Consider the following 19,774-nt stretch of genomic DNA (forward strand, 5'->3'; position numbering starts at 1 on the left):
CCTCTCCATCGTAAGGCGGGACCATGATCGATCTTTCCCCCGATGCGCAGCTTGCCGACACGTTGAGGCAACTGGCGGCCTGCCTCAACCAGACGGGCGCCCCCTGGATGATCTTCGGCGGCGCCGCCATGGTGCTGCACGGGCTGGAGCCTGGCCCGGTCAAGGATATCGATGTTATCCTCTCTCAGGAAACCGCAGCGGCCCTGGCCGCGCGCCATGGCTGGTCCAATCAGGCCGATGGCACGTCGGCGCTGTTTCGCTCCGCCGTGCTCTTGAGGCCGGATTTTGGGCCCATTCCCGTCGAGCTGCTCGGCGGCTTTCAAATCCGGACGCAGGATGGATGGACGGCCGTTGAGAGCGGCGGCAGCCAGCCGATGCGGCTGGGCGGCGAGACGCTGCACGTTGCCGAGGCGCGCAGGCTTTCGGCCCTCTTCAGGCTCTGCGGCCGGCCGAAGGATATCCGGCGCGCCGCCATGCTCGACGCGCGCGCAGAGCGTGCCGACTGATCAGCCCTTCTGGCCCTCGGGCACGTCGAGTGTCTGGATCTGGCGCAGCTTGGGGAAGCCGAGCGCCCAGAGCACGGAGACGACCAGCGTGCCGAAGCCGCCGATGACCACGGCCGGCACCGCGCCGAAGGCCGAGGCCATCATGCCCGCGCGGAATTCGCCGAGCTCGTTGGAGGCGCCGACGAAGACCATGTTGACGGCGTTGACCCGCCCGCGCAGCTCGTCCGGCGTCCAGAGCATGATCAGCGTCTCGCGCACATAGACCGAGACCATGTCGGCGGCGCCGATCAGGATGAGGGCCGCGATCGACAGCCAGGGCGTGGCCGAGAGGCCGAAGACCACCGTGCCCAGGCCGAACAGGGCGACGCCGACAAACATCATGAGGCCGGCATGGCTGCGGATCGGATGGGCGGCGAGGAACAGCGCCATGGAAACCGCGCCGATGCCGGGCGCCGCGCGCAGCAGCCCCAGCCCCCAGGGCCCGAGCGACAGCACGTCGCGGGCGAAGACGGGCATCAGCGCCACCGCGCCGCCGAGCAGCACGGCGAACAGATCGAGCGAGATCGCGCCCAGAACGACCTTCTCGCTGACGATATAGCGGAAGCCGGCGGTGATGGTCTGCCAGTTCTGCGCCTTGCCCGCCGAACGCTGCGCGGGCTTCGGGATGGCGAAGACCATGATGGCCGAGGCGAGGAAGAAGGCGACGGCGACCATATAGGGAATGGCCGGCCCGAGCGCATAGATCAGGCCACCGGCCACGGGGCCGACGATCATCGCGGTCTGCCAGGAGGAGGAGTTCCAGGCGATGGCGCTCGGCAGATCCTCCGGCGGCACCAGATTGGGCGCCAGCGAATTGGCGGCCGGCCCGAGAAAGGCGCGTTCGATGCCGAAGATCAGGAGCACGGCATAGACCGGCAAAGGCGAAAACAGGCCAGATAGCGTCAAGGCCAGCAGGGCGCCGGCGCACAGCATGCTGACCACCATGCAGATCCCCATGATGACCCGGCGGTTGAAGCGGTCGGCGGCGCTGCCCGTTACCAGGATCAAGGCGAGCGAGGGCAGGAACTGCACCAGGCCGATCAGGCCGAGATCGAAGGGATCCTTGGTCAGGTCGTAGATCTGCCAGCCGACGGAGACGCTGACGATCTGCACGGCGAAATAGGCGAGGAAGCGGGAGATGAAATAACGCCGGTAGCCGACATGGCGGAAGGCGGCGAAACGATGACCCGGCACCGCTTGTGACATGGACGTCAATCCCCTGGCGTGAACAGGCCCTTCACGTGAACGGATCGGGCCGGCTGCGGCGTGCGCTCCGCATCGTCGCTCCTTTTCCTGCGCCGTTCGGATTTCGTCAATCCTGACAGGCAAAAGCCGGGCGAGGAGAGGGGCGCACAGGCTTGCCCGCTTCGTCGTCAATGTCTACATGTCTGTCAACACAATCGGCGGGTTTTCCTGCAGACGGGCCTTACGCGAAATCTGGCCTCTGACGGACGCCATCATTTGGAGAAGCGTATGATCGCTGTCATTCAGACCGTCTTGTTCCTGCTCAACATCATCTGGTTCTTCGTGATCGCCTCGGCGATCTTCTCCTGGCTCTATGCCTTCAACGTCATCAACACCAACAATCAGGCGATCAACATGATCGGCCGCTCGCTCTACCAGCTGACCGAGCCGCTCTACCGCCCGATCCGCCGCATCCTGCCGGATATGGGCGGCGTCGATCTCTCGCCGCTGGTGGTGCTGGTCATCCTCTACTTCCTGGAATTGTTCATCAAGACGACGGTGGCGCCCGCTCTGCTCGGCGCGTCGATGTACTGACGCCATCGCCTTTGCGAACTGAAAAAAACGCCGCCCCGGGCATGAACGACCCCCTGATGTTGATGTCCAACCTTCAGGGGGCGGTTCATGCCCGGAGCGGCGTTTTTCTATGGGCTTCTTTCCCTCTTGGCGCGGTCAGTTGAACAGTGCCAGGCTGCTCTTCAGCGTAACCCAGATGCCCCAGGCGAGCGGCAGGCCGACAGCGGCCCAGGCAAGGGCCGCGGTGGCGTCAAAGCCGCCCTTGCCGATGCCGAAGGAGCCTGTGGGCCCGGCATTGGCCGCTGCGGTCTGGGCCTGCAGCGCGGCCACCTCGGCGTCGCTCATGAACCATTTTTCCGGCAGCGGACGCACCAGCGCATTGGCGATGAGGCCGAGCGCCAGCATGCCCGCCAGGATATACATGGTGCCGCTATAGAGCTCCGGCCCCGGCGCCACGCCCGCGGCGATCTGCGCCTCGCGGATGTAGTTGACCACCACGGGGCCGACGATGCCCGCAGTGGCCCAGGCCGTTAGCAGCCGGCCATGAATGGCGCCGACGAACTGCGTGCCGAAGATGTCCGCGAGATAGGCGGGGATGGTGGCGAACCCGCCGCCATACATCGAGAGGATGATGGCGAAGGCGAGCACGAAGAACAGCTTCGAGCCCATGGTGGCGAAGGTCGGCGCCAGCGCATAGAGCAGGATGCCGAGGATGAAGAAGCAGAAGTAGGTGTTCTTGCGCCCGATCCGGTCGGACAGAGACGCCCAGAAGAAGCGGCCGCCGATGTTGAACAGCGAAAGCAAGCCGGTGAAGCCGGCGGCAACGGCCGCGATCTGCATCTTCTGCCCCGCATCCAGCGCGGCAAAGGCGATGCCGGGCTGGCCGATCAGCGAGCCGGCGAAGATCTCCTGCAGCATGGGCGAAGCCATGCCGATCACGCCGATGCCGGCCGAGACGTTGAGGCAGAGCACGGCCCAGATCAGCCAGAATTGCGGCGTGCGGTGCGCATTCTTCAGGTGGACGTGGCGGGTGGTGATCATCGCGCTCTTGGCCGCCGGCGGCGTCCAGCCTTCCGGCCGCCAGCCGGCCGGGGGAATGCGATAGCCGAAGGTTCCACCCAACATGAACACGGCATAGATCGCCGCCATCACCATGAATGTCTGCCAGACACCGGGGTCGGCCTCGGTGCGGAAGGTGCCCATCAGGATGTTGGCAAGCGGGGCGCCGATCATGGCGCCGCCGCCAAAGCCCATGATCGCCATGCCGGTTGCCATGCCGCGCCGGTCTGGAAACCATTTGATCAACGTGGAGACCGGCGAGATATAGCCGAGCCCCAGCCCGATGCCGCCGATCACGCCCGCACCGAGCCACATCAGCCACAATTGATGAAACATCACGCCGAAGGCGGCAATCAGGATGCCGCCGCACCAGCACAGCGTCGACACGAACGCCGCCTTGCGCGGGCCGACCTTCTCCAGCCAGCCGCCCCAAAGCGCGGCCGAGCAGCCGAGCAGCACGAAGAACAGGGTGTAGATCCAGCCGAGATCGGCCACGCGCCAGTTGCAGTCGGTGGTAAACAGGGCCGAGGCGAGCGACAGGCTGGCGCAGCTTGGATCGGTGACCGGCAGGGCCTTGCTGAGCGGCAGCCAGAACACGCTAAAGCCATAGGCCATGCCGATGCACAGATGGATGGCGAGGGCGGCCGGGGGCACGAGCCAGCGGTTGAAGCCGGGCCGGGCGACGATCCGTGCCTTGTCGAGAAGGCCGGATGCGTGTCGTGCCTCGGGAATGCTTGCAACTGTCATGGACGATATCTCCTCCAGATGGTCATGACATGATGATGGGGTTGGGCCGGCCGGCTGATCCTTGAAAGGCGCCGCCCGCTCCGCCAGCCGGCCTCCTCCGGTCCGGCCTCTTGTCCTGAACTCCTCTTCTTGAATCCTAGAAGTTGTTTCCCGTCCGCTGCCCGCCGCCCTCCTCAAGGCCGCCGGTGGTCCGGTCTGCCCGGCATGGTCAGATCATTGCCTGCCGGGAAAGGTTCGTCAGGTCCGGCCGGGCCTTGTTCTGCGCCCGGCAGGCAAGCCGCCTGCCTCCGTCAGGAGGCGGCGCTTTCCGGAATGCTCGGTTCGGAGAGCGACTGGCCGGCGGCCACGCCCTTACCCGGCAGGCTTTCTTCCGTCACGGGCAGGCCGGCGCCGGTGTGTGCCGGTGCCTGCGGGCGGCGGATCTGAGCGGATGCCTCGACCACCAGCGGCAGGAAGCCTGGCTCGCCCGCATCGATCATCTCGAAGAAGCGCTTGCGCATGCGCGGCTCCCAGAACTTGTTGATATGCGTGGCCACGCCTTCGGCCCGCACCTCTTCCGGCTGCGACAGGAAGAAGGTGGCGATCTGGTTGGCCATGCGGACAAGCTTTTCGTCCGTCCCCTCAAGCGACATGGCGTGATCCTTCCATGCTGACCCGGTCCGGCCGGGTGAAAATCTCGAAATCCTCGTCGCGGGCAATGCCGATCAGGGTCATGCCCGCGGTCTCGGCCGTGCGAATGGCCAGGGCGGTGGGTGCGGAAATGGCGATCAGAACCGGGCTGCCGAGGGCCGCTGCCTTCTGCACCATTTCGACCGACAGCCGGCTGGTGACGACAACGGCGCCTTCGCTGCCCTGAAGGCCTCCCCGCAAGACGGCACCGCAGAGCTTGTCCAGCGCATTGTGCCGGCCGACATCCTCGCGCATGGCAAAAAGACCTTGCCCGCCCGGCCGATAGAAGCCGGCGCCATGGACCGCGCGGGTCTCCCGGTTCAGCGTCTGCGCGGCACCCAGCGCCTGCATGGCTTCAGCGATCTCTTCCGGCATCAGGCGGAGCGCGCCCTCGGCAAAGGAAGGGACGGTGCGCGTCGCCTGCTCGATCGATTCAATGCCGCAAAGGCCGCAGCCGACGGGCCCCGCCATGCGGCGGCGGCGCGCGGTCAGCGCCTCGGCCGTGCTGTCGGCCAGCGTGATCTGCACGTCGATGCCCTCGCCAGCCTCCACCAGATCGATCGCGAGGATATCGCTGGCGCGGGCGATGATGCCCTCGGCCAGTGAGAAGCCGAGAGCGAAATCCGTCAGATCATCCGGCGTCGCCATCATCACCGCATGGGTGGAGCCGCCATAGGAGAAGGCGACCGGCACTTCCTCCGGCACCAGCCGCTCAGCCTTCACCACCTCTCCGCCGCGAAAGGAGAGGCTCGCGAAGCGGCGGGCGGGGGGGATCATGCGCGCATCCCCGGCAGAAAAGAGGCCCTGTTCCTCATCGGCCTATTCCGCCGCTTCCAGCTTACCGGCAATGCGGCGCGACCGGCGGGACAGATCGTCATAATCCTGCTGCCATTCGGTCGGGCCGTTCGACGGCGACACCTGCACCGCCGTCACCTTGTATTCCGGGCAATTGGTCGCCCAGTCCGAGAAGTCCGTGGTGATGACATTGGCCTGCGTGTCGGGATGGTGGAAGGTGGTGTAGACCACGCCCGGCGCCACGCGATCGGTGATCAGAGCGCGCAGAGTCGTATCGCCGGAGCGGCTGGCGAGCTTGATCCAGTCGCCTTCCTTGATGCCGCGCTGCTCGGCATCGTGCGGATGGATTTCCAGACGATCCTCCTGGTGCCAGGTCACATTCTCGGTGCGCCGGGTCTGCGCGCCGACATTGTATTGCGAGAGAATGCGGCCCGTGGTGAGCAGCAGCGGGAAGCGCGGGCCGGTCTTCTCGTCGGTCGCGACATATTCCGTGCGGATGAACTTTCCCTTGCCGCGCACGAAGCCGTCCACATGCATGATCGGCGAGCCCAGCGGGAATTTTTCGTTGCAGGGCCACTGCACCGAGCCGTGCTGGTCGAGATAGGCATAGGAGACGCTGGCGAAGCTCGGCGTGGTCGCGGCGATCTCGTCCATGATTTCTGAAGGATGCGCATAGGCCCAGTTCAGGCCCATGGCCTGGGCGAGCTTCTGCGTCACTTCCCAGTCGGCATAGCCGTTCTTCGGGCTCATCACCTTGCGCACGCGGTTGATGCGCCGCTCGGCATTGGTGAAGGTGCCGTCCTTTTCCAGGAAGGTCGAGCCGGGCAGGAACACATGGGCGTAATTGGCCGTCTCGTTCAGGAAGAGATCGTGCACCACGACGCATTCCATTGCGGCGAGACCGGCCGAGACATGCTTTGTGTCAGGGTCGGACTGCAGAATGTCCTCGCCCTGAACATAGAGACCCTTGAAGGTGCCGTCGACGGCGGCATCCAGCATGTTGGGAATGCGCAGGCCGGGCTCGTTGTTGAGCGTCACGCCCCAGAGCTTCTCGAAGGTCTCGCGCGTGGCGTCGTCGGAGATGTGGCGATAGCCCGGCAGCTCATGCGGAAAAGAGCCCATGTCGCAGGAGCCCTGGACATTGTTCTGGCCGCGCAGCGGGTTCACGCCGACGCCGGGCCGGCCGATATTGCCGGTGACCATGGCCAGATTGGCGATCGCCATGACCGTGGTCGAGCCCTGGCTGTGCTCGGTTACGCCGAGGCCGTAATAGATCGCGCCATTGCCGCCCGTGGCATAGAGCCGTGCCGCGCCGCGCAGGAGATCGGCCGGCACGCCGGTATAGGCTTCGATCGCCTCAGGACTATGCTGCGGCTCGGCGACGAAGGCCGCCCAGTCCTCGAATTCCGACCAGTCGCAGCGCTCGCGGATGAAGGCTTCGTTGGCAAGGCCCTCGGTGACGATGACGTGGGCCAGCGCCGTCAGCACCGCGACATTGGTGCCGGGCTTGAGCGGCAGGTGATAGCTGGCCTCGACATGCGGCGTGCGCACGAGATCGATGCGGCGCGGATCGATGACGATCAGCTTAGCCCCCTGCCGCAGCCGCTTCTTCAGCCGCGAGCCGAAGACCGGATGGCCGTCGGTCGGATTGGCGCCGATGACGAGCACGACATCAGACTGTTCGATGCTGTCGAAATTCTGCGTGCCGGCCGAGGTGCCGAAGGCCTGGCCCAGGCCATAGCCGGTGGGCGAATGGCAGACGCGAGCGCAGGTGTCGACATTGTTGTTGCCGAAGCCGGCGCGCACCAGCTTCTGCACCAGATAGGTCTCTTCATTGGTGCAGCGCGAGGAGGTGATGCCGCCAACGGCTTCGCGCCCGTAGCGATACTGGATGCGGCGGAATTCGGAGGCCACATGGGCGAAGGCCTCCTCCCAGCTGACTTCCCGCCAAGGGTCCGAGATCTTCTCGCGGATCATCGGATTAAGGATGCGGTCCTTGTGGGTGGCATAGCCATAGGCGAAGCGGCCCTTGACGCAGGAATGGCCGCGATTGGCCTGACCGTCCTTCCACGGCATCATGCGCACCAGCTCCTCGCCACGCATCTCCGCCTTGAAGGAGCAGCCGACGCCGCAATAGGCGCAGGTGGTGACCTCGGAATGCTCCGGCTGGCCGATAGCGATCACGGATTTTTCCGTCAGCGTCGCCGTCGGGCAGGCCTGGACGCAGGCGCCGCAGGAGACGCATTCGGAGGAGAGGAAGCTCTCATGCGCGCCGGGCGAGACGCGGCTGCCGAAGCCGCGCCCCTCGATGGTCAGCGCGAAGGTGCCCTGTACCTCCTCGCAGGCCCGCACGCAGCGCGAACAGACGATGCACTTGGCCGGATCATAGGTGAAGTAGGGGTTGCTCTCGTCCTTGGGCAGATAGCGGGCATTGGCCACGCCATCGGTCTCGCGTGCGCGGACGTGGTTGTCGCCCTCATAGCCATAGCGCACATCGCGCAGGCCCACGGCGCCCGCCATGTCCTGCAGCTCGCAATCGCCATTTGCCGCGCAGGTCAGGCAGTCGAGCGGGTGGTCGGAGATATAGAGCTCCATCACGCCCTTGCGGATCGCCTTCAGTCGCTCCGTCTGGGTGTGAACGACCAAGCCCGGCATCACCGGCGTTGTGCAGGAGGCCGGCGTGCCGCCGCGCCCCTCGATCTCGATCAGACAGAGGCGGCAGGAGCCGAAGGCGTCGACCATGTCGGTGGCGCAGAGCTTCGGCACCTGGATGCCGGCCTCCATGGAGGCGCGCATGATCGAGGTGCCCGCCGGCACCGTGATGGAGCGCCCGTCGATGGTCAGCGTCACCTGTTCCTCGGCGCGGGAGGCGGGCGTGCCATAGTCGATTTCGTGAATAAGAGTCATGGAATCACTCCGCCGCTTCAACGAGGGGCGCAGGCTGGAAATCCTGCGGAAAATGGGTCAGCGCGCTCATGACCGGATAGGGCGTGAAGCCGCCCAGCGCACATAGACTGCCGAATTTCATGGTGTTGCAGAGGTCGGTCAGCAGCACCTTGTTCGCTTCGGGCTCGACGCCTTGCGCGATGCGATCCACCACTTCGACGCCGCGGGTGGAGCCGATGCGGCAGGGCGTGCACTTGCCGCAGCTTTCCACCGCGCAGAACTCGAAGGCGAAGCGGGCCTGGGCCAGCATGTCGACCGTGTCGTCGAAGACGGTGATGCCGGCATGGCCGATCAGCCCGCCGGCAGCGGTAAAGGCTTCGTAATCGAAGACGGTGTCGAAGAGATCGCGCGGGAAATAGGCCCCGAGCGGACCCCCCACCTGCACCGCCTTGACCGGACGGCCCGAGGCCGTGCCGCCGCCAATGCCCTCGACGATCTCGCCGAGCGTCAGGCCGAAGGCGATCTCGTAGAGGCCGCCATGCTTGATATTGCCGGCAAGCTGGATCGGGATCGTGCCCTTGGAGCGGCCGACGCCGAAATCGCGGTAGAAGGCGGCGCCGCGGTCGAGGATGATCGGCACGGAGGCGAGCGACAGCACGTTGTTGACCACGGTCGGCCGGCCGAACAGGCCTTGCAGCGCTGGCAGCGGCGGCTTGGCGCGCACCACGCCGCGTTTGCCTTCCAGGCTGTTGAGAAGCGAGGTTTCCTCGCCGCAGACATAGGCTCCGGCGCCGGCGCGCACCTCCATATCGAAGGCATGGGCAGAGCCCATCACGGAAAGCCCCAGCACCCCGGCGGCGCGGGCGCGGCGGATCGCCTCTTCCATCACGGCGATGGCATGGGGATATTCCGAACGCGTGTAGATATAGCCCTTGGTGGCGCCGACAGCGATGCCGGCAATGGCCATGCCCTCGATCAGCACGAAGGGATCGCCTTCCATGATCATCCGGTCGGCAAAGGTGCCGGAATCGCCCTCGTCGGCATTGCAGACGATGTATTTCTGGTCGGCTTCGGCGCCGGCCACGGTCTTCCATTTCACGCCGGTGGGAAAGCCCGCGCCGCCGCGTCCGCGCAGGCCGCTATCGGTCACCTCGGCAACGATCTGCGCCGGCGTCAGCGACAGGGCCTTTTCCAGTCCCTTCAGCCCGTCATGGCGGCGATAATCTTCCAGCGAGAGGGGATCGGTGATGCCGCAGCGCGCGAAGGTCAGCCGCGTCTGGCTCTTGAGGAACGGGATGTCCTCGGTGGCCCCGAGACAGAGCGGGTGGGCGTTGCCGTCGAGCAGCCCTGCATCGAAGAGGCCCGACACGTCCTTGGCCGTAACAGGGCCATAGGCCACGCGCCCGGTTGCGGTTTCCACCTCGACCAGGGGCTCCAGCCAGATCATGCCGCGCGAACCATTGCGCACCAGCGTCACGTCCAGATTGCGCGCTTCCGCCTCGCGCCGGATGGCGGCGGCGACGCGATCGGCGCCCAGCGCCACGGCGGCGGCATCGGCGGGAACGAAAAGGGTGATGCTCACAGGCGGATCTCCGTCAGATGTTCGGCGAGGCTCTCCTCATCGAGCCGGGCGAGCAGCTCGCCGTCCAGCATGGCGGCCGGGCCGCAGGCGCACAGGCCGAGGCAGAAGACCGGCTCCAGGGTCACGCGGCCATCGGCCGTGGTCTCGTGCCAGTCGACACCCAGAAGGGCGCGAGCCTTGTCGCCCAGCGCATGCGCGCCCATGGCCTGGCAGGCCTCGGCGCGACAGAGCTTGAGCACGTGCTGGCCGGCCGGGCGATCGCGGAAATCCGGATAGAAGGTGACGGTGCCGTGCACTTCGGCGCGCGAGAGATTGAGCGCGGTCGCGATGATTGGCTTGGCGCCCTCGGGAATATAGCCGAATTCATGCTGAACGGCATGAAGGATCGGAAGGAGCGGCCCTTCCAGCCCGCGACAGTCGGCGACGATCTCCAGGATGCGTTCCTTGGCAGAGGCCGGGATGCGATCCGCCTCTTCGGGCGCGAGCGTGTGCAAGGTCATCAGGTCAGTCCTCCCAAACCGACAGCGGACAGGCGTGAGTCCGACGTGCCGGGCCAATTCCCTGTTTGCGCGCAGGCACGGCTGGGGACAAACCCCGTTCCCGCTCGCGACTGCCGACAGTTCCATCGATGCCCGCACATCATGCCCGGTCGTCCACATTCTATGAGAATGTTGAGTGAGACCGGGCAGGTCAATAATGCCATTCCGTCGCCTGATAGATTTTATCTATCAAACCGTGCGGCGGCAACGCCCGAGCGGGCGGCATGCAGGAGGGCGGAGACCAGCGGCGTATGCGGCTCGCGATGCGTGGCCACAAGGCCGACGAGATGGGACGCCTCCGGCTGTATGATCGGGATCATCCGGATTTCCTTCGAGAAACCGAAGGATTCCGCCACGTTGCGGGGCATGATCGAGGCCCATTGACCGGTGCGGATATGGGAAAACAGCACGATCATCGAGTTGGATTCGAGCGTGGTCCGGGCCGTGACGCCGGCCTCGGCCATGTGGGCATTGATGATCCGCCGGTTCTGCATGTCCGGGGTCAATAGGCAAAGCCGAAGATGCGAGACCTCGGCCCAGCTCACGTGCTCGCGATCGGACAGCGGCGTGCCCGCGCCCGTGATCAGGTGGTAACGCTCGTGATAGAGCGGCACCGTCGTCACCCGTCCGAGCGGTTCGTTGTCGAGATAGGTGATGCCGGCATCGATCTCGAGATTCTCGATCTGGCTCAGGACCTGCAGCGAGGTGCGCGACGTCACGGAGAAGGTCACGTCGGGATGGCGTGCCTGGAAGGGCTCGGTGAGGCGCGGCACCATGGCGAGCGCTGTCGGGATGACGGCAATGCGCATATGGCCCGAGAGACCCTTGCGGGCGGCGCGCATCTCCTCGCGCATGGTGCGGGTATCGCCGACGATGCGCCGCGCCCATTCGAGCACGCGCTGTCCCTCGGGCGTCAGGCCCTGGAAGCGCGAGCCGCGCACCACCAGCGACACGCCGAGCTGCTCCTCCAGCTGGCGCAGGGCGGCCGACAGCGTCGGCTGGGAAATGCCGAGTTCCTCGGCGGCCCGTCCGAAATGGCGCTCCTGCGCCAGGGTGATGAAGAATTCCAGCTTGTCGATCATGCCTGCTCCCGGGCGGCCATTCTGGCCGAGCCGGCAGCCGGCAGCAAGGGTGGCCTTATGAGGCTGCCCTGAGCCTTGGTGTAAGGCCCACGCGTCTGCGGATCAGAAGCCGGTGCCGCCCCGCAGCTCGTTGGCGATGGTGCGCAGCACGATCTTCAGGTCGAGCATCAGCGAGAAGCGGCGAACATATTCGACATCGCAGACGATGCGGCGGATCGCCTTCCAGCGCTGCACGGTGGGGCCGCGCAGGCCCCGCGCCTGGGCCAGGCCCGTCAGGCCGGGGCGCATCAGGTGGCGGTATTCATAGCCCTGGACCAGATCGGAATAGACGCGGCCGGCGGCCAGCATGTCGGGAACATGCGGTCGCGGGCCGACCAGCGACATGTCGCCGATCAGCACATTGATCAGCTGCGGCAGCTCGTCGAGATTGGTCTTTCGCAGGAAGCGGCCGACCCGCGTGACGCGCGGATCGCCATCCACCGTCTGCATCACGCCGGTGCTGTCGCCCCGGTCGGTATACATCGACCGGAACTTCAGGATCTCGAAGGGAACCTCGTTCAGCCCCGTGCGCATCTGCCGGAACAAGACAGGCCCCCGGCTTTCGAGCTTGATGGCCAGCGCGACGAGCAGGAGCACGGGGGCGAGGAACACCAGAGCCAGAAGCGAGACGGCGATGTCGATCAGCCGTTTGATGGCCAGCTGCACCGGCATGTTGGGGACAGCAACGGGCGTAATGAAGACATTGGCGCGCGCATCATACGTGCTGGACGAGTGCATCGACAATTTCTCCGACATTGGGCCAAACTTCCCGGATCGCTGCGACCGCGCGGCTGATATAAGCCGGTCCGCGGCAGCTCTCGTTTTCAAACGTTCGCAAAACGAATGGCTCATCGGCCGGTATCCTCCCGACCCGGTCGATCAGCCTCATCTTCCGGCAAGCACCGCATAAACGTGCCATAACGCGTCACCCGCGAGGATGATGCGCCGCCTCATTCAACACCCGTTTCGTCCGATTGCTGCATTGCGTTTCAAAGTGGAACAAGTGGCTGTCTCATGATGAGAATTGCCGCCAGTCTATTCCGCCTTTAAGACGCTGTCCCCGTTCAATCCCAAGTCTTTATGGGCTTTTGTTGGGTAACGAGATATTAAAAGAACGCCGATCTGGCAAGATGGCGCAGCGCAAAACTCGACCTGCTTGGTTAATTGCGGGCGACGTATGCCGCTCCTTCAAGGCTGGCGCTCATACCAAGGCTCGCTGATAGGAACCCATAGGATGGCACAGGCTTGATCGCTGGCACGGCGCGGTGTCGAGGTCCTCGACCGATGCGATGGCATCGCTCTTCGGACCCCTCCGAGCCGGAAACGACGGGAAGACGGTCCTATGGGTTCCTATCAGCGAGCCTTGGTATCAGTCGGAACCGGCCCCGTCAGCGCGCGCAAGTCGACCGTCCCCGTCTCGAACAGAGGCGAGGTGCGGGCAAGCGGCAGCCATTGCTCGCGGTCGAAGAAGCGCTCGTAAGGCGTTCGCGCCTGGGGCCGGCGCGCCTCGGCGGCCAGGAAATTATAGCGCGGCGTCTCGCCGAATTCCTTCCTCAGCTGCAGGCGGCTGCCGAAGTCGCGCTGGTCGAAGATCTCGGCCTTAAGAATGCGCCGGGCGATCTCGCCGGCATCCTCCCACTGCACCTGTTTGAAGAACAGCGCCGCCGCCTTGCTCGCAAGGGCCAGAACGGCCTCGCGGTCTGCAGGGTTCTCGATGTTCATCTTGATGCGGAAGGTGTCGAAGGCATCCATGCGGGGGCCATGGACATAAACGAAGACGGAGGATTGCTGCGGCCCGTCATCGACGATCTCCTCGCCATTCTCGTCGCGCGCAGGCGGAGCGGTGGAAGGGGCCGGCGGTTCGCCGACGGGCACGATTACGGAACATTCGAAGCCGGCCGCGCCAAGGCCGCCCAGGCCGCTCGCGCTTGGCGCCCAGACCATCGGGCTGAAGCCCGCCTTGTCGAAGGCTTCGCACAATCCGGCCGGTGGATCGAGGATACGGCGCACGAAGGACTGTTCCGGTGCGTTCAGTTCCCCCATCAGCCTTGCCGGCAGCTGCACCCGGGGCGCCGGCAGACGCGCGGTCTTTTCCAGAAGCGGAAAGGCGGGCGGCTCGGCCGGTGTCGTCGTCAGGCTTTCGATCTGCGCGAAGACCTTTTGCGGATCGAGCCCGAAACGCTGCATCAGAAGCTTGAGATTGCGCATGTCCTGCGCCAGCAGCACGGTCAGGCCGATCGCCAGGCTGACGAGAAGGAGCGCGCTCAGGAACACGGCCCAGCCGGCGCGTCTCCTGCGCTTGCGCTCGCGGATCTCTTTCATGGCGACAGGCGGTCTCCTGCGGTGGCGTTCTCCCGGGCGCATCCTTCCTTCAGATCGTGATCGATTTAAGGAGAATTATGCAGCGGATTGCGTGCATTTTCCCGCCGTCCGGGCCCGCGGTAAAGCGGCGAGGCGATCCTTAGAGGATCCCGCGGCTCGACTGCGGCACAGGCCTGAAACGGGCGATTATGATCGTATAGGCCAGCAGAATCGGCCAGGCGAGGCAGGCGCCGAGACCGAGAAACCGCATGGCATCCCAGCGGCCGGCGCCGACGGTTTCACCCTCGCGCAGAGTGTTGTCGAGAAAGATGATCACGACCAGGGCGTAGAAGGCCAGAAAGATGGTCAGCAGCATCGTCGGCTCCGCATCGTGGTTTCCTGTCAGGCGGCCCGCCCGCGCTGTGGCGGGAAGGCTGGTGCCGTGCCCGTTCTGCGTCCGCCACGCCTGTTCCTGCCCCATGTTTTTGCCGCAGGAAGGTTAACTTTTCGTTATCGCGGCCTCTCTCCCGGTTGCGTTGCCTCGGGGGGCGCGGCGGGCAGGTCTGGCGGCTGTATACCGGTGGCGCCGATGAGATGGGCATGGAGCCGCAGCGCTTCGGGCGTGCTCGCCCGGCTGCGGGGCAGGCCGAGATGGTAGCCATAGCCGGTTTCCAGGAGATCGCGGCCGAGCACGACCAGGCGGCCCTCGCCAACGAGATCGCCGATCAGGCCAAGGCTGCCGAGCGCGACGCCATCGCCGTCCAGCGCCGCCTCGATCGCCAGGCTGTAGAGGGAGAAGGACACGCGCGCCCGGCCGGGCGGCGCATGTGGCGGCGTCTTCAGCCGGGCGAACCATTGGCGAAACGAGATCCAGTGGGCATTGGCGCGGCTGTAATCGATCAGGTCCAGGCGGGCGATCTCGTCCGCCGAGAGCCTTTGCGGCGCGGCGATCCCCAGGCGCTGGAGATAGGCCGGGGCCGCCACCGGCGCGAGCACCTCCGGCACCAGCGGCGTCAGCGCCCAGCGGGGATGATCGCCGGTCGAATAGAGGATGACCAGGTCATGGCTTTCCGCCGCCAGTTCCGGCAGGGCATCCGTCGTCAGCAGCGAGAGCGAAATGCCGGGATGCTGGGCGGAAAAGCTGCGCAGACGCCGGCCGAGCCAGAGATGGGAGACGGAGCCGCTGGCGGCCAGCGCAATCGTGCCGCCGGTCTGCGGGCGGAAGGGCTCCAGGCTTTCCTCCAGATAGTCCAGCGTTGCCCGTATCCGGCGAAAGAGATGGTCGCCCTCGGGCGTCAGCGTCAGGTTCTTGCCGCTGCGGTGAAACAGGGCAGCGCCCAGATGCTCCTCCAGCGCCTTGATCCGCCGGCTGACCGCCGCCTGCGTTACGTTCAGCTCGCGGCCCGCGCGCGAGAAGTTCATGTGCCGGCAGGCGGCATCGAACACGCGGAAGGCTTCGAGAGGAATATGGGCCAGCATGATCTCATATCATCCATTTGCCTGAAGAAAGGCCGGATTTGAGACTAGGGCTGTTTCAGGCAGGGTGAAAGGGCGAAAGCGTCATGGCAGGGGCGGGGGCCGCTCCGCGCGGCGCAGGGGAGTTCCATGCATTTCACCATTGCCTCCGTTCCGGAAATCCGCTTCGGCGCCGGCCTTCACGAAACGATCGGCGCGGCCGCGCGGGAGATGGGCGCGACAGGCACCGTGGCACTCGTGATCGACAGCTTCCTGGTGCGCTCGGGGCTGGCGGGCCGTCTGGAGGCTGGGCTGCAGGAGCACGGACTGGCCAGCCGCCGCTTCAGCGATTTTTCCGGTGAGCCGAAGCTCGATCATCTGCGCGCGGCCGACGCCGTGGTGCGCGGCGGGCCGGGTGAGACGCCGGCCACGCTCATCATCGGCGTCGGCGGCGGCTCGGCGCTCGACATTGCCAAGATCGTGGCCTGTACCGCGGCGTCTGGAGAAGACGCCATGCATTTCGCGCTGGCGGCCCATCCCCTGCCGCGTCAGCCCGTGCCGACGCTGCTGATGCCGACCACAGCCGGCACGGGATCGGAGACCTCGGCCACCAATATCTTCACCGGCCCTGCGGGGCGCAAATTGTGGATCTGGGGACCGGAGAGCAAGGCCGATCTGGTGGTGCTCGATCCGGCGCTGACGCTCTCCCTGCCGCCAGACATCACCGCCTGGTGCGGGCTCGATGCCTTCGTCCATGCCTTCGAGGCGGCGACCAACCGCAAGACCCATGCTGGCACGCAGCTCTATGCGCATCGTGCGCTGGCAATGATCGCGGAGGCGCTTCCCGCCGCCATCGCCCGGCCGGACGATCTGGCCGCGCGCGGCGCGCTGCTGCTCGCCTCCTGCTATGCCGGCATCGCCATCGATCTCAGCGGCACCGCGATCGCCCATCATCACAGCCATGCGCTGGCTGGGCTCGCACCGGTGCATCACGGCCTGGCGACCGCGCTGGCCTTCGAGCTGACGCTGCCCTGGCTGGTGAAGGCCGATACGGACGACCTGCGTGGGGCGGCGCTGGCCTGCGGCCTGCCATCGGCGGGCGCCTTACCCGGATTCGTTTCCCGGCTGATGGATGCGGCCGGCATTGCCCGCCGTCTTCCGCCGGCCTTCGCCACGGTGACGCCGGAGCAGCTGATGGCGGAAATGCAGGCGCCCGAGCATCAGCCGATGCGTGCGGCGACCGTGCGACCCATCACCGAGACCGAGCTCGCGCGTTTTTCCGAAGGCCTGCTGGCCCTGACTTAAATGCGCTGGCGTGAATGCGTTGGCACGCAACGATAGCCAGGATGTGAAACAGGGAAGGGAGGAGGCCCGCCATGAGCCGCATCACCGAGATCGCCATCAGCCATCATCGCCTGGCGCTGGATCCACCGTTCAAGGCGAGCTGGGACGGCCGGCCGCGCACCGCCTTCGATGCGACCATCGTGCGCGTGCGCGACGATGAGGGGCGCGAAGGGATCGGCTCCGGCGATCTGATGAAGGGTTTCGAGGGCCATGAAGCCCTGTTCATCGGCGAGGATCCGCGCTGCCTGGAACGGCATTACGAGGTGCTGTCCCATATCGATTTCCACTATGGGCGCTGCTGGCCGCTGGATCTGGCGCTGTGGGACCTTGCCGGCAAGGTGATGGGCGAGCCGGTCTGGCGCCTGCTCGGCGGCCGATCCGACCGTGTGCGCCTTTATGCCTCCTCCGGCGTCTTGCGCGCGCCCGAGGCCATGGCCGACCAGGCCGAGCGCTATCTGGAGGAAGGCTTCGCGGCGATGAAGCTGCGCTTTTCCGCCTCCGCCGGCGGCCGGGCCGGCTGGCGCGAGGATGTGCGCGCGCTGGAGGCGATCCGCGCGCGGGTGGGCGACCGCATGGCGCTGATGGTGGACTGCAATCAGGGCTGGCGCATGCCCTGGGACACGAGCCGGCCCTGGACCTTCAAGGAGGCGCTGACGGTGGCGCGCGAGCTGGAGCGGCTGGATGTGGAATGGATGGAGGAGCCGCTGCACCGGGAGGACCGGGCGGGCATGCGCCGGCTCGCCGATGCGACCGCCATCAAGATTGCCGGCGGCGAGATGACCCGCTCGGCCGCCGCCTTTCGCGACCTGATCGCCGAGCGCGCGCTCGACGTGATCCAGCCCGACGTGGCTCTGACCGGCGGCATCACCGGCTGCCGGCGCATCGCGCTGATGGCGCGCGAGGCCGGGGTGATCTTCACCCCGCATTCCTGGACCAATGGCATCGGCGTGCTGGCCAATGCGCATCTCACCGCCGGCCTCGGCGAGGCGCCCTTCCTGGAATATCCCTATGACGCGCCGGAATGGTCGCTGGAGCGGCGCGACTTTCCGCTGGCCCGGCCGCTCACCCATTCACAGGGCTGGCTGGTGCTCTCCGAGGCGCCGGGGCTTGGCATCGTGCTCGATGAGGATCGGCTGAGGACGACGCGGATCGGGTGAGAGCTCATCACGAGCCTTCGTCGGGAATGTTGAGCACCTGGCCGCAGGCCTTGCAGTGGACGGCGTCGGCGTCGTGGCGCATCAGCCCGCATTGCGGGCAGGGGAAGGTGACCTTGTAAGGCCGCACGATCGCTTGGGCGAGGCGTACGAACAGCGAGATGCCGAAGATCATCGTCACGATCGAGGTCAGCTTGCCGAGCGTGCCCGGCAGCGTGATGTCGCCGAAGCCGGTGGTGGTGATGGTCGCCACGGTGAAATAGAGCGCGTCGACAAAGCCGTTGATGCCGGAATCCTGGTAGAAGAAGGCGGTGTAGACGAAGCCTGTCACCAGGAAGAGGAAGGTGACGAAATTGATCACCGCGCGGATGATGTCCTCATAGGCGCGCCCGCCGAGGCGGGCGACCAGGATGCCGAACATCCGGCTCTGGCTCAGCGACCAGATGCGCAGCGCCCGCAGGAAGGCGAAGTTCGAGAACATTGCGGGAAAGAGCAATGTGGCCAGAATGGCGATATCCACCAGCGTCATCGGCCGCATCAGCCAGCGCAGCGGCTTCTGCGCCACCAGTCCACGCGCCACGAGTTCCAGCGCGATGACGCCGGCCACCGTATAGTCCACCGCCAGATAGGTGTTGCGCGCGGTCAGATAGGGGCCGGCCAGGAAGAACAGGATGATGGCGAGATCGACCACGGCGATGGCGAGCTGAAAGCGCAGGGCGCCCCGGCCGGTGCCGAGATAGAGCGCGCGCAGCCGCTCGCGAAGGATCCGGATGCCGGAATGCCTGGCTTCCCGGTCCTGCTTGCCTGTCTTGCCTGCCGTCATGATGTCAGCCGATCTCCGCTGTGCTGCCCGCGCTGACATGCCAAGGTCGCGATATCGGGATGCAGGGCGAGCTAAGGCGCCTCGCCCCACGGTCAAGAGCCGGCTTCGTGCTTGCATTCCTCAATGCGAGAAAGACGGAGAAGATATTGTAACGCTGCGGATTTTCCGCTGCGCCTTGCGCCCGGAGCGGATGCCGCTTCAAGAGATAAGCAGAATGGGGGACAAGAAATGCAAAAGCCCGGCGCAACGGCCGGGCCCGGGATTTTCAAGGGGGATCACGCTACGCGACAGGCTTGCGGGGGGAGGGGTAGGGTGGCCCCCCGTCGATCGGCCTGCGGCAGATCCCGGCGCTCCCGCCAATCGGAACGATCAGGCCGCCCAGTCGTCCGTGTCGCGTTCCTTGAACATGCGGGCAAGGTTCAGGAAGCAGATCATGCCGGAGTCGCTGGCAATGATGCCTTCGGCAAAACTGCGGTCGAAGGAGGTGGTGATTTCCGGAACCGGCTGGACCTGGCTGCCCTGCACGGTGAGGATGTCGGACACGCGATCGACCACGAGGCCGACGACCATGTTGTGCACTTCGGCGACGACGATGGCGCTGCGCTCGTTGGCGACGGTGCTTTCCATGCCGAGCTTGTGGGCGAGATCGATGATCGGGATCACGGTTCCGCGCAGGTTCATCACCCCGATGACTTCGGCCGGCGAATGCGGGATCGGCGTGGACGGCGCCCAGCCGCGGATTTCGCGGATCGTCGTCGTCTTCACGCAGAATTCCTGCTCATGCAGGCGAAAGGCGATGATTTCGAGGGTCTCGCCGTCGAAGCCGGCCATTTTCAAGGGGCTGCTCATCCGTGTTGTCCTTCCGGTCGTCATCCGCCGCCAGCAAAAGCATGCGGATATCACTCTCTTTGACACACAGAATAGCGGGCATTTCTTAAGAGTTCTTATCGCTCGATGCCGCAGACATAGGGGTTTTCTGGAGCGTCGGAGTTTAAC

At 65.8% G+C, this 19,774-nt stretch carries 18 protein-coding genes; 4 read left to right on the top strand and 14 right to left on the bottom strand.

What is annotated here, in order from left to right; genetic code table 11:
* Nucleotides 1-23: 23 nt before the first annotated feature.
* Entirely contained in the window at nucleotides 24-506 is a 483-nt protein-coding gene (locus BJF92_RS08285; protein WP_078057924.1) for a hypothetical protein, read from the top strand.
* Here BJF92_RS08285 and BJF92_RS08290 read toward each other — a convergent pair whose 3' ends face one another.
* Nucleotides 507-1,751 carry an MFS transporter gene (locus tag BJF92_RS08290; RefSeq protein WP_075634261.1) on the bottom strand — a complete coding sequence of 415 codons (1,245 nt, stop codon included), beginning with the start codon at nucleotides 1,749-1,751 and terminating at the stop codon, nucleotides 507-509.
* A 267-nt stretch (nucleotides 1,752-2,018) separates the two neighbouring features.
* On the opposite strand from BJF92_RS08290, the gene BJF92_RS08295 reads away from it, so the two are divergent.
* Nucleotides 2,019-2,324: a YggT family protein gene (locus BJF92_RS08295; RefSeq protein WP_075628119.1), complete on the top strand. Its 306-nt coding sequence runs from the start codon at nucleotides 2,019-2,021 to the stop codon at nucleotides 2,322-2,324.
* A gap of 135 nt (nucleotides 2,325-2,459) precedes the next feature.
* Here the strand turns inward: BJF92_RS08295 and BJF92_RS08300 are convergent, their stop codons facing one another.
* The 11 genes from BJF92_RS08300 to BJF92_RS08350 form a co-directional block, all read right to left on the bottom strand.
* Nucleotides 2,460-4,109, bottom strand: coding sequence for an OFA family MFS transporter (locus BJF92_RS08300; RefSeq protein WP_075634262.1), 1,650 nt, complete (start codon nucleotides 4,107-4,109; stop codon nucleotides 2,460-2,462).
* 290 nt (nucleotides 4,110-4,399) lie between these two features.
* Complete coding sequence (locus BJF92_RS08305) at nucleotides 4,400-4,741, bottom strand: formate dehydrogenase subunit delta (protein WP_075634263.1); 342 nt, start codon at nucleotides 4,739-4,741, stop codon at nucleotides 4,400-4,402.
* Complete coding sequence (fdhD, locus tag BJF92_RS08310; protein WP_075634264.1) at nucleotides 4,731-5,555, bottom strand: formate dehydrogenase accessory sulfurtransferase FdhD; 825 nt, start codon at nucleotides 5,553-5,555, stop codon at nucleotides 4,731-4,733. The genes BJF92_RS08305 and fdhD overlap by 11 nt, the downstream gene beginning before the upstream one ends.
* Nucleotides 5,556-5,597: 42 nt before the next feature.
* Complete coding sequence (gene fdhF / locus BJF92_RS08315) at nucleotides 5,598-8,480, bottom strand: formate dehydrogenase subunit alpha (RefSeq protein ID WP_075634265.1); 2,883 nt, start codon at nucleotides 8,478-8,480, stop codon at nucleotides 5,598-5,600.
* Between the two features lie 4 nt (nucleotides 8,481-8,484).
* Entirely contained in the window at nucleotides 8,485-10,041 is a 1,557-nt protein-coding gene (locus BJF92_RS08320; protein ID WP_075634266.1) for a formate dehydrogenase beta subunit, read from the bottom strand.
* Nucleotides 10,038-10,541: a formate dehydrogenase subunit gamma gene (locus tag BJF92_RS08325; protein ID WP_075634267.1), complete on the bottom strand. Its 504-nt coding sequence runs from the start codon at nucleotides 10,539-10,541 to the stop codon at nucleotides 10,038-10,040. The genes BJF92_RS08320 and BJF92_RS08325 overlap by 4 nt, the downstream gene beginning before the upstream one ends.
* A gap of 221 nt (nucleotides 10,542-10,762) precedes the next feature.
* Nucleotides 10,763-11,662, bottom strand: a complete 900-nt coding sequence (locus BJF92_RS08330; protein ID WP_075634268.1) for a LysR family transcriptional regulator — start codon at nucleotides 11,660-11,662, stop codon at nucleotides 10,763-10,765.
* 102 nt (nucleotides 11,663-11,764) lie between these two features.
* Nucleotides 11,765-12,373, bottom strand: coding sequence for a sugar transferase (locus BJF92_RS08335; RefSeq protein WP_075634325.1), 609 nt, complete (start codon nucleotides 12,371-12,373; stop codon nucleotides 11,765-11,767).
* Between the two features lie 681 nt (nucleotides 12,374-13,054).
* Nucleotides 13,055-14,023, bottom strand: a complete 969-nt coding sequence (locus BJF92_RS08340) for a DUF6030 family protein (protein WP_075634269.1) — start codon at nucleotides 14,021-14,023, stop codon at nucleotides 13,055-13,057.
* A gap of 139 nt (nucleotides 14,024-14,162) precedes the next feature.
* Nucleotides 14,163-14,378, bottom strand: coding sequence for a hypothetical protein (locus BJF92_RS08345; RefSeq protein WP_075634270.1), 216 nt, complete (start codon nucleotides 14,376-14,378; stop codon nucleotides 14,163-14,165).
* Nucleotides 14,379-14,512: 134 nt separating this feature from the next.
* Entirely contained in the window at nucleotides 14,513-15,481 is a 969-nt protein-coding gene (locus BJF92_RS08350) for a LysR substrate-binding domain-containing protein (protein ID WP_075634271.1), read from the bottom strand.
* Nucleotides 15,482-15,607: 126 nt separating this feature from the next.
* On the opposite strand from BJF92_RS08350, the gene BJF92_RS08355 reads away from it, so the two are divergent.
* Both BJF92_RS08355 and BJF92_RS08360 read left to right on the top strand, forming a co-directional pair.
* Nucleotides 15,608-16,762, top strand: a complete 1,155-nt coding sequence (locus BJF92_RS08355; RefSeq protein ID WP_075634272.1) for an iron-containing alcohol dehydrogenase — start codon at nucleotides 15,608-15,610, stop codon at nucleotides 16,760-16,762.
* 71 nt (nucleotides 16,763-16,833) lie between these two features.
* On the top strand, nucleotides 16,834-17,958 hold the full coding sequence (locus BJF92_RS08360; RefSeq protein WP_075634273.1) for a mandelate racemase/muconate lactonizing enzyme family protein: 1,125 nt from the start codon (nucleotides 16,834-16,836) through the stop codon (nucleotides 17,956-17,958).
* 7 nt (nucleotides 17,959-17,965) lie between these two features.
* Here the strand turns inward: BJF92_RS08360 and BJF92_RS08365 are convergent, their stop codons facing one another.
* Both BJF92_RS08365 and BJF92_RS08370 read right to left on the bottom strand, forming a co-directional pair.
* A complete protein-coding gene (locus BJF92_RS08365) occupies nucleotides 17,966-18,778 on the bottom strand; it encodes a potassium channel family protein (RefSeq protein ID WP_075634274.1) in 813 nt (270 codons plus the stop codon).
* A 369-nt stretch (nucleotides 18,779-19,147) separates the two neighbouring features.
* Nucleotides 19,148-19,627 (bottom strand): chemotaxis protein CheW, encoded by a 480-nt coding sequence (locus BJF92_RS08370; RefSeq protein ID WP_075634275.1) that lies wholly within the window; start codon nucleotides 19,625-19,627, stop codon nucleotides 19,148-19,150.
* Nucleotides 19,628-19,774: the final 147 nt, after the last annotated feature.

The sequence above is a fragment of the Xaviernesmea rhizosphaerae genome (genome assembly GCF_001938945.1).
In the GTDB taxonomy this organism is placed as follows: Bacteria; Pseudomonadota; Alphaproteobacteria; order Rhizobiales; family Rhizobiaceae; genus Xaviernesmea; species Xaviernesmea rhizosphaerae.

Bases quoted from the DNA above. Each gene is read 5' to 3' on its own strand.
- BJF92_RS08285 (WP_078057924.1), top strand. From the start codon at position 24: ATGATCGATCTTTCCCCCGATGCGCAGCTTGCCGACACGTTGAGGCAA.
- BJF92_RS08290 (WP_075634261.1), bottom strand. From the start codon at position 1,751: ATGTCACAAGCGGTGCCGGGTCATCGTTTCGCCGCCTTCCGCCATGTC.
- BJF92_RS08295 (WP_075628119.1), top strand. From the start codon at position 2,019: ATGATCGCTGTCATTCAGACCGTCTTGTTCCTGCTCAACATCATCTGG.
- BJF92_RS08300 (WP_075634262.1), bottom strand. From the start codon at position 4,109: ATGACAGTTGCAAGCATTCCCGAGGCACGACACGCATCCGGCCTTCTC.
- BJF92_RS08305 (WP_075634263.1), bottom strand. From the start codon at position 4,741: ATGTCGCTTGAGGGGACGGACGAAAAGCTTGTCCGCATGGCCAACCAG.
- fdhD (WP_075634264.1), bottom strand. From the start codon at position 5,555: ATGATCCCCCCCGCCCGCCGCTTCGCGAGCCTCTCCTTTCGCGGCGGA.
- fdhF (WP_075634265.1), bottom strand. From the start codon at position 8,480: ATGACTCTTATTCACGAAATCGACTATGGCACGCCCGCCTCCCGCGCC.
- BJF92_RS08325 (WP_075634267.1), bottom strand. From the start codon at position 10,541: ATGACCTTGCACACGCTCGCGCCCGAAGAGGCGGATCGCATCCCGGCC.
- BJF92_RS08330 (WP_075634268.1), bottom strand. From the start codon at position 11,662: ATGATCGACAAGCTGGAATTCTTCATCACCCTGGCGCAGGAGCGCCAT.
- BJF92_RS08335 (WP_075634325.1), bottom strand. From the start codon at position 12,373: ATGCCGGTGCAGCTGGCCATCAAACGGCTGATCGACATCGCCGTCTCG.
- BJF92_RS08340 (WP_075634269.1), bottom strand. From the start codon at position 14,023: ATGAAAGAGATCCGCGAGCGCAAGCGCAGGAGACGCGCCGGCTGGGCC.
- BJF92_RS08345 (WP_075634270.1), bottom strand. From the start codon at position 14,378: ATGCTGCTGACCATCTTTCTGGCCTTCTACGCCCTGGTCGTGATCATC.
- BJF92_RS08350 (WP_075634271.1), bottom strand. From the start codon at position 15,481: ATGCTGGCCCATATTCCTCTCGAAGCCTTCCGCGTGTTCGATGCCGCC.
- BJF92_RS08355 (WP_075634272.1), top strand. From the start codon at position 15,608: ATGCATTTCACCATTGCCTCCGTTCCGGAAATCCGCTTCGGCGCCGGC.
- BJF92_RS08360 (WP_075634273.1), top strand. From the start codon at position 16,834: ATGAGCCGCATCACCGAGATCGCCATCAGCCATCATCGCCTGGCGCTG.
- BJF92_RS08365 (WP_075634274.1), bottom strand. From the start codon at position 18,778: ATGACGGCAGGCAAGACAGGCAAGCAGGACCGGGAAGCCAGGCATTCC.
- BJF92_RS08370 (WP_075634275.1), bottom strand. From the start codon at position 19,627: ATGAGCAGCCCCTTGAAAATGGCCGGCTTCGACGGCGAGACCCTCGAA.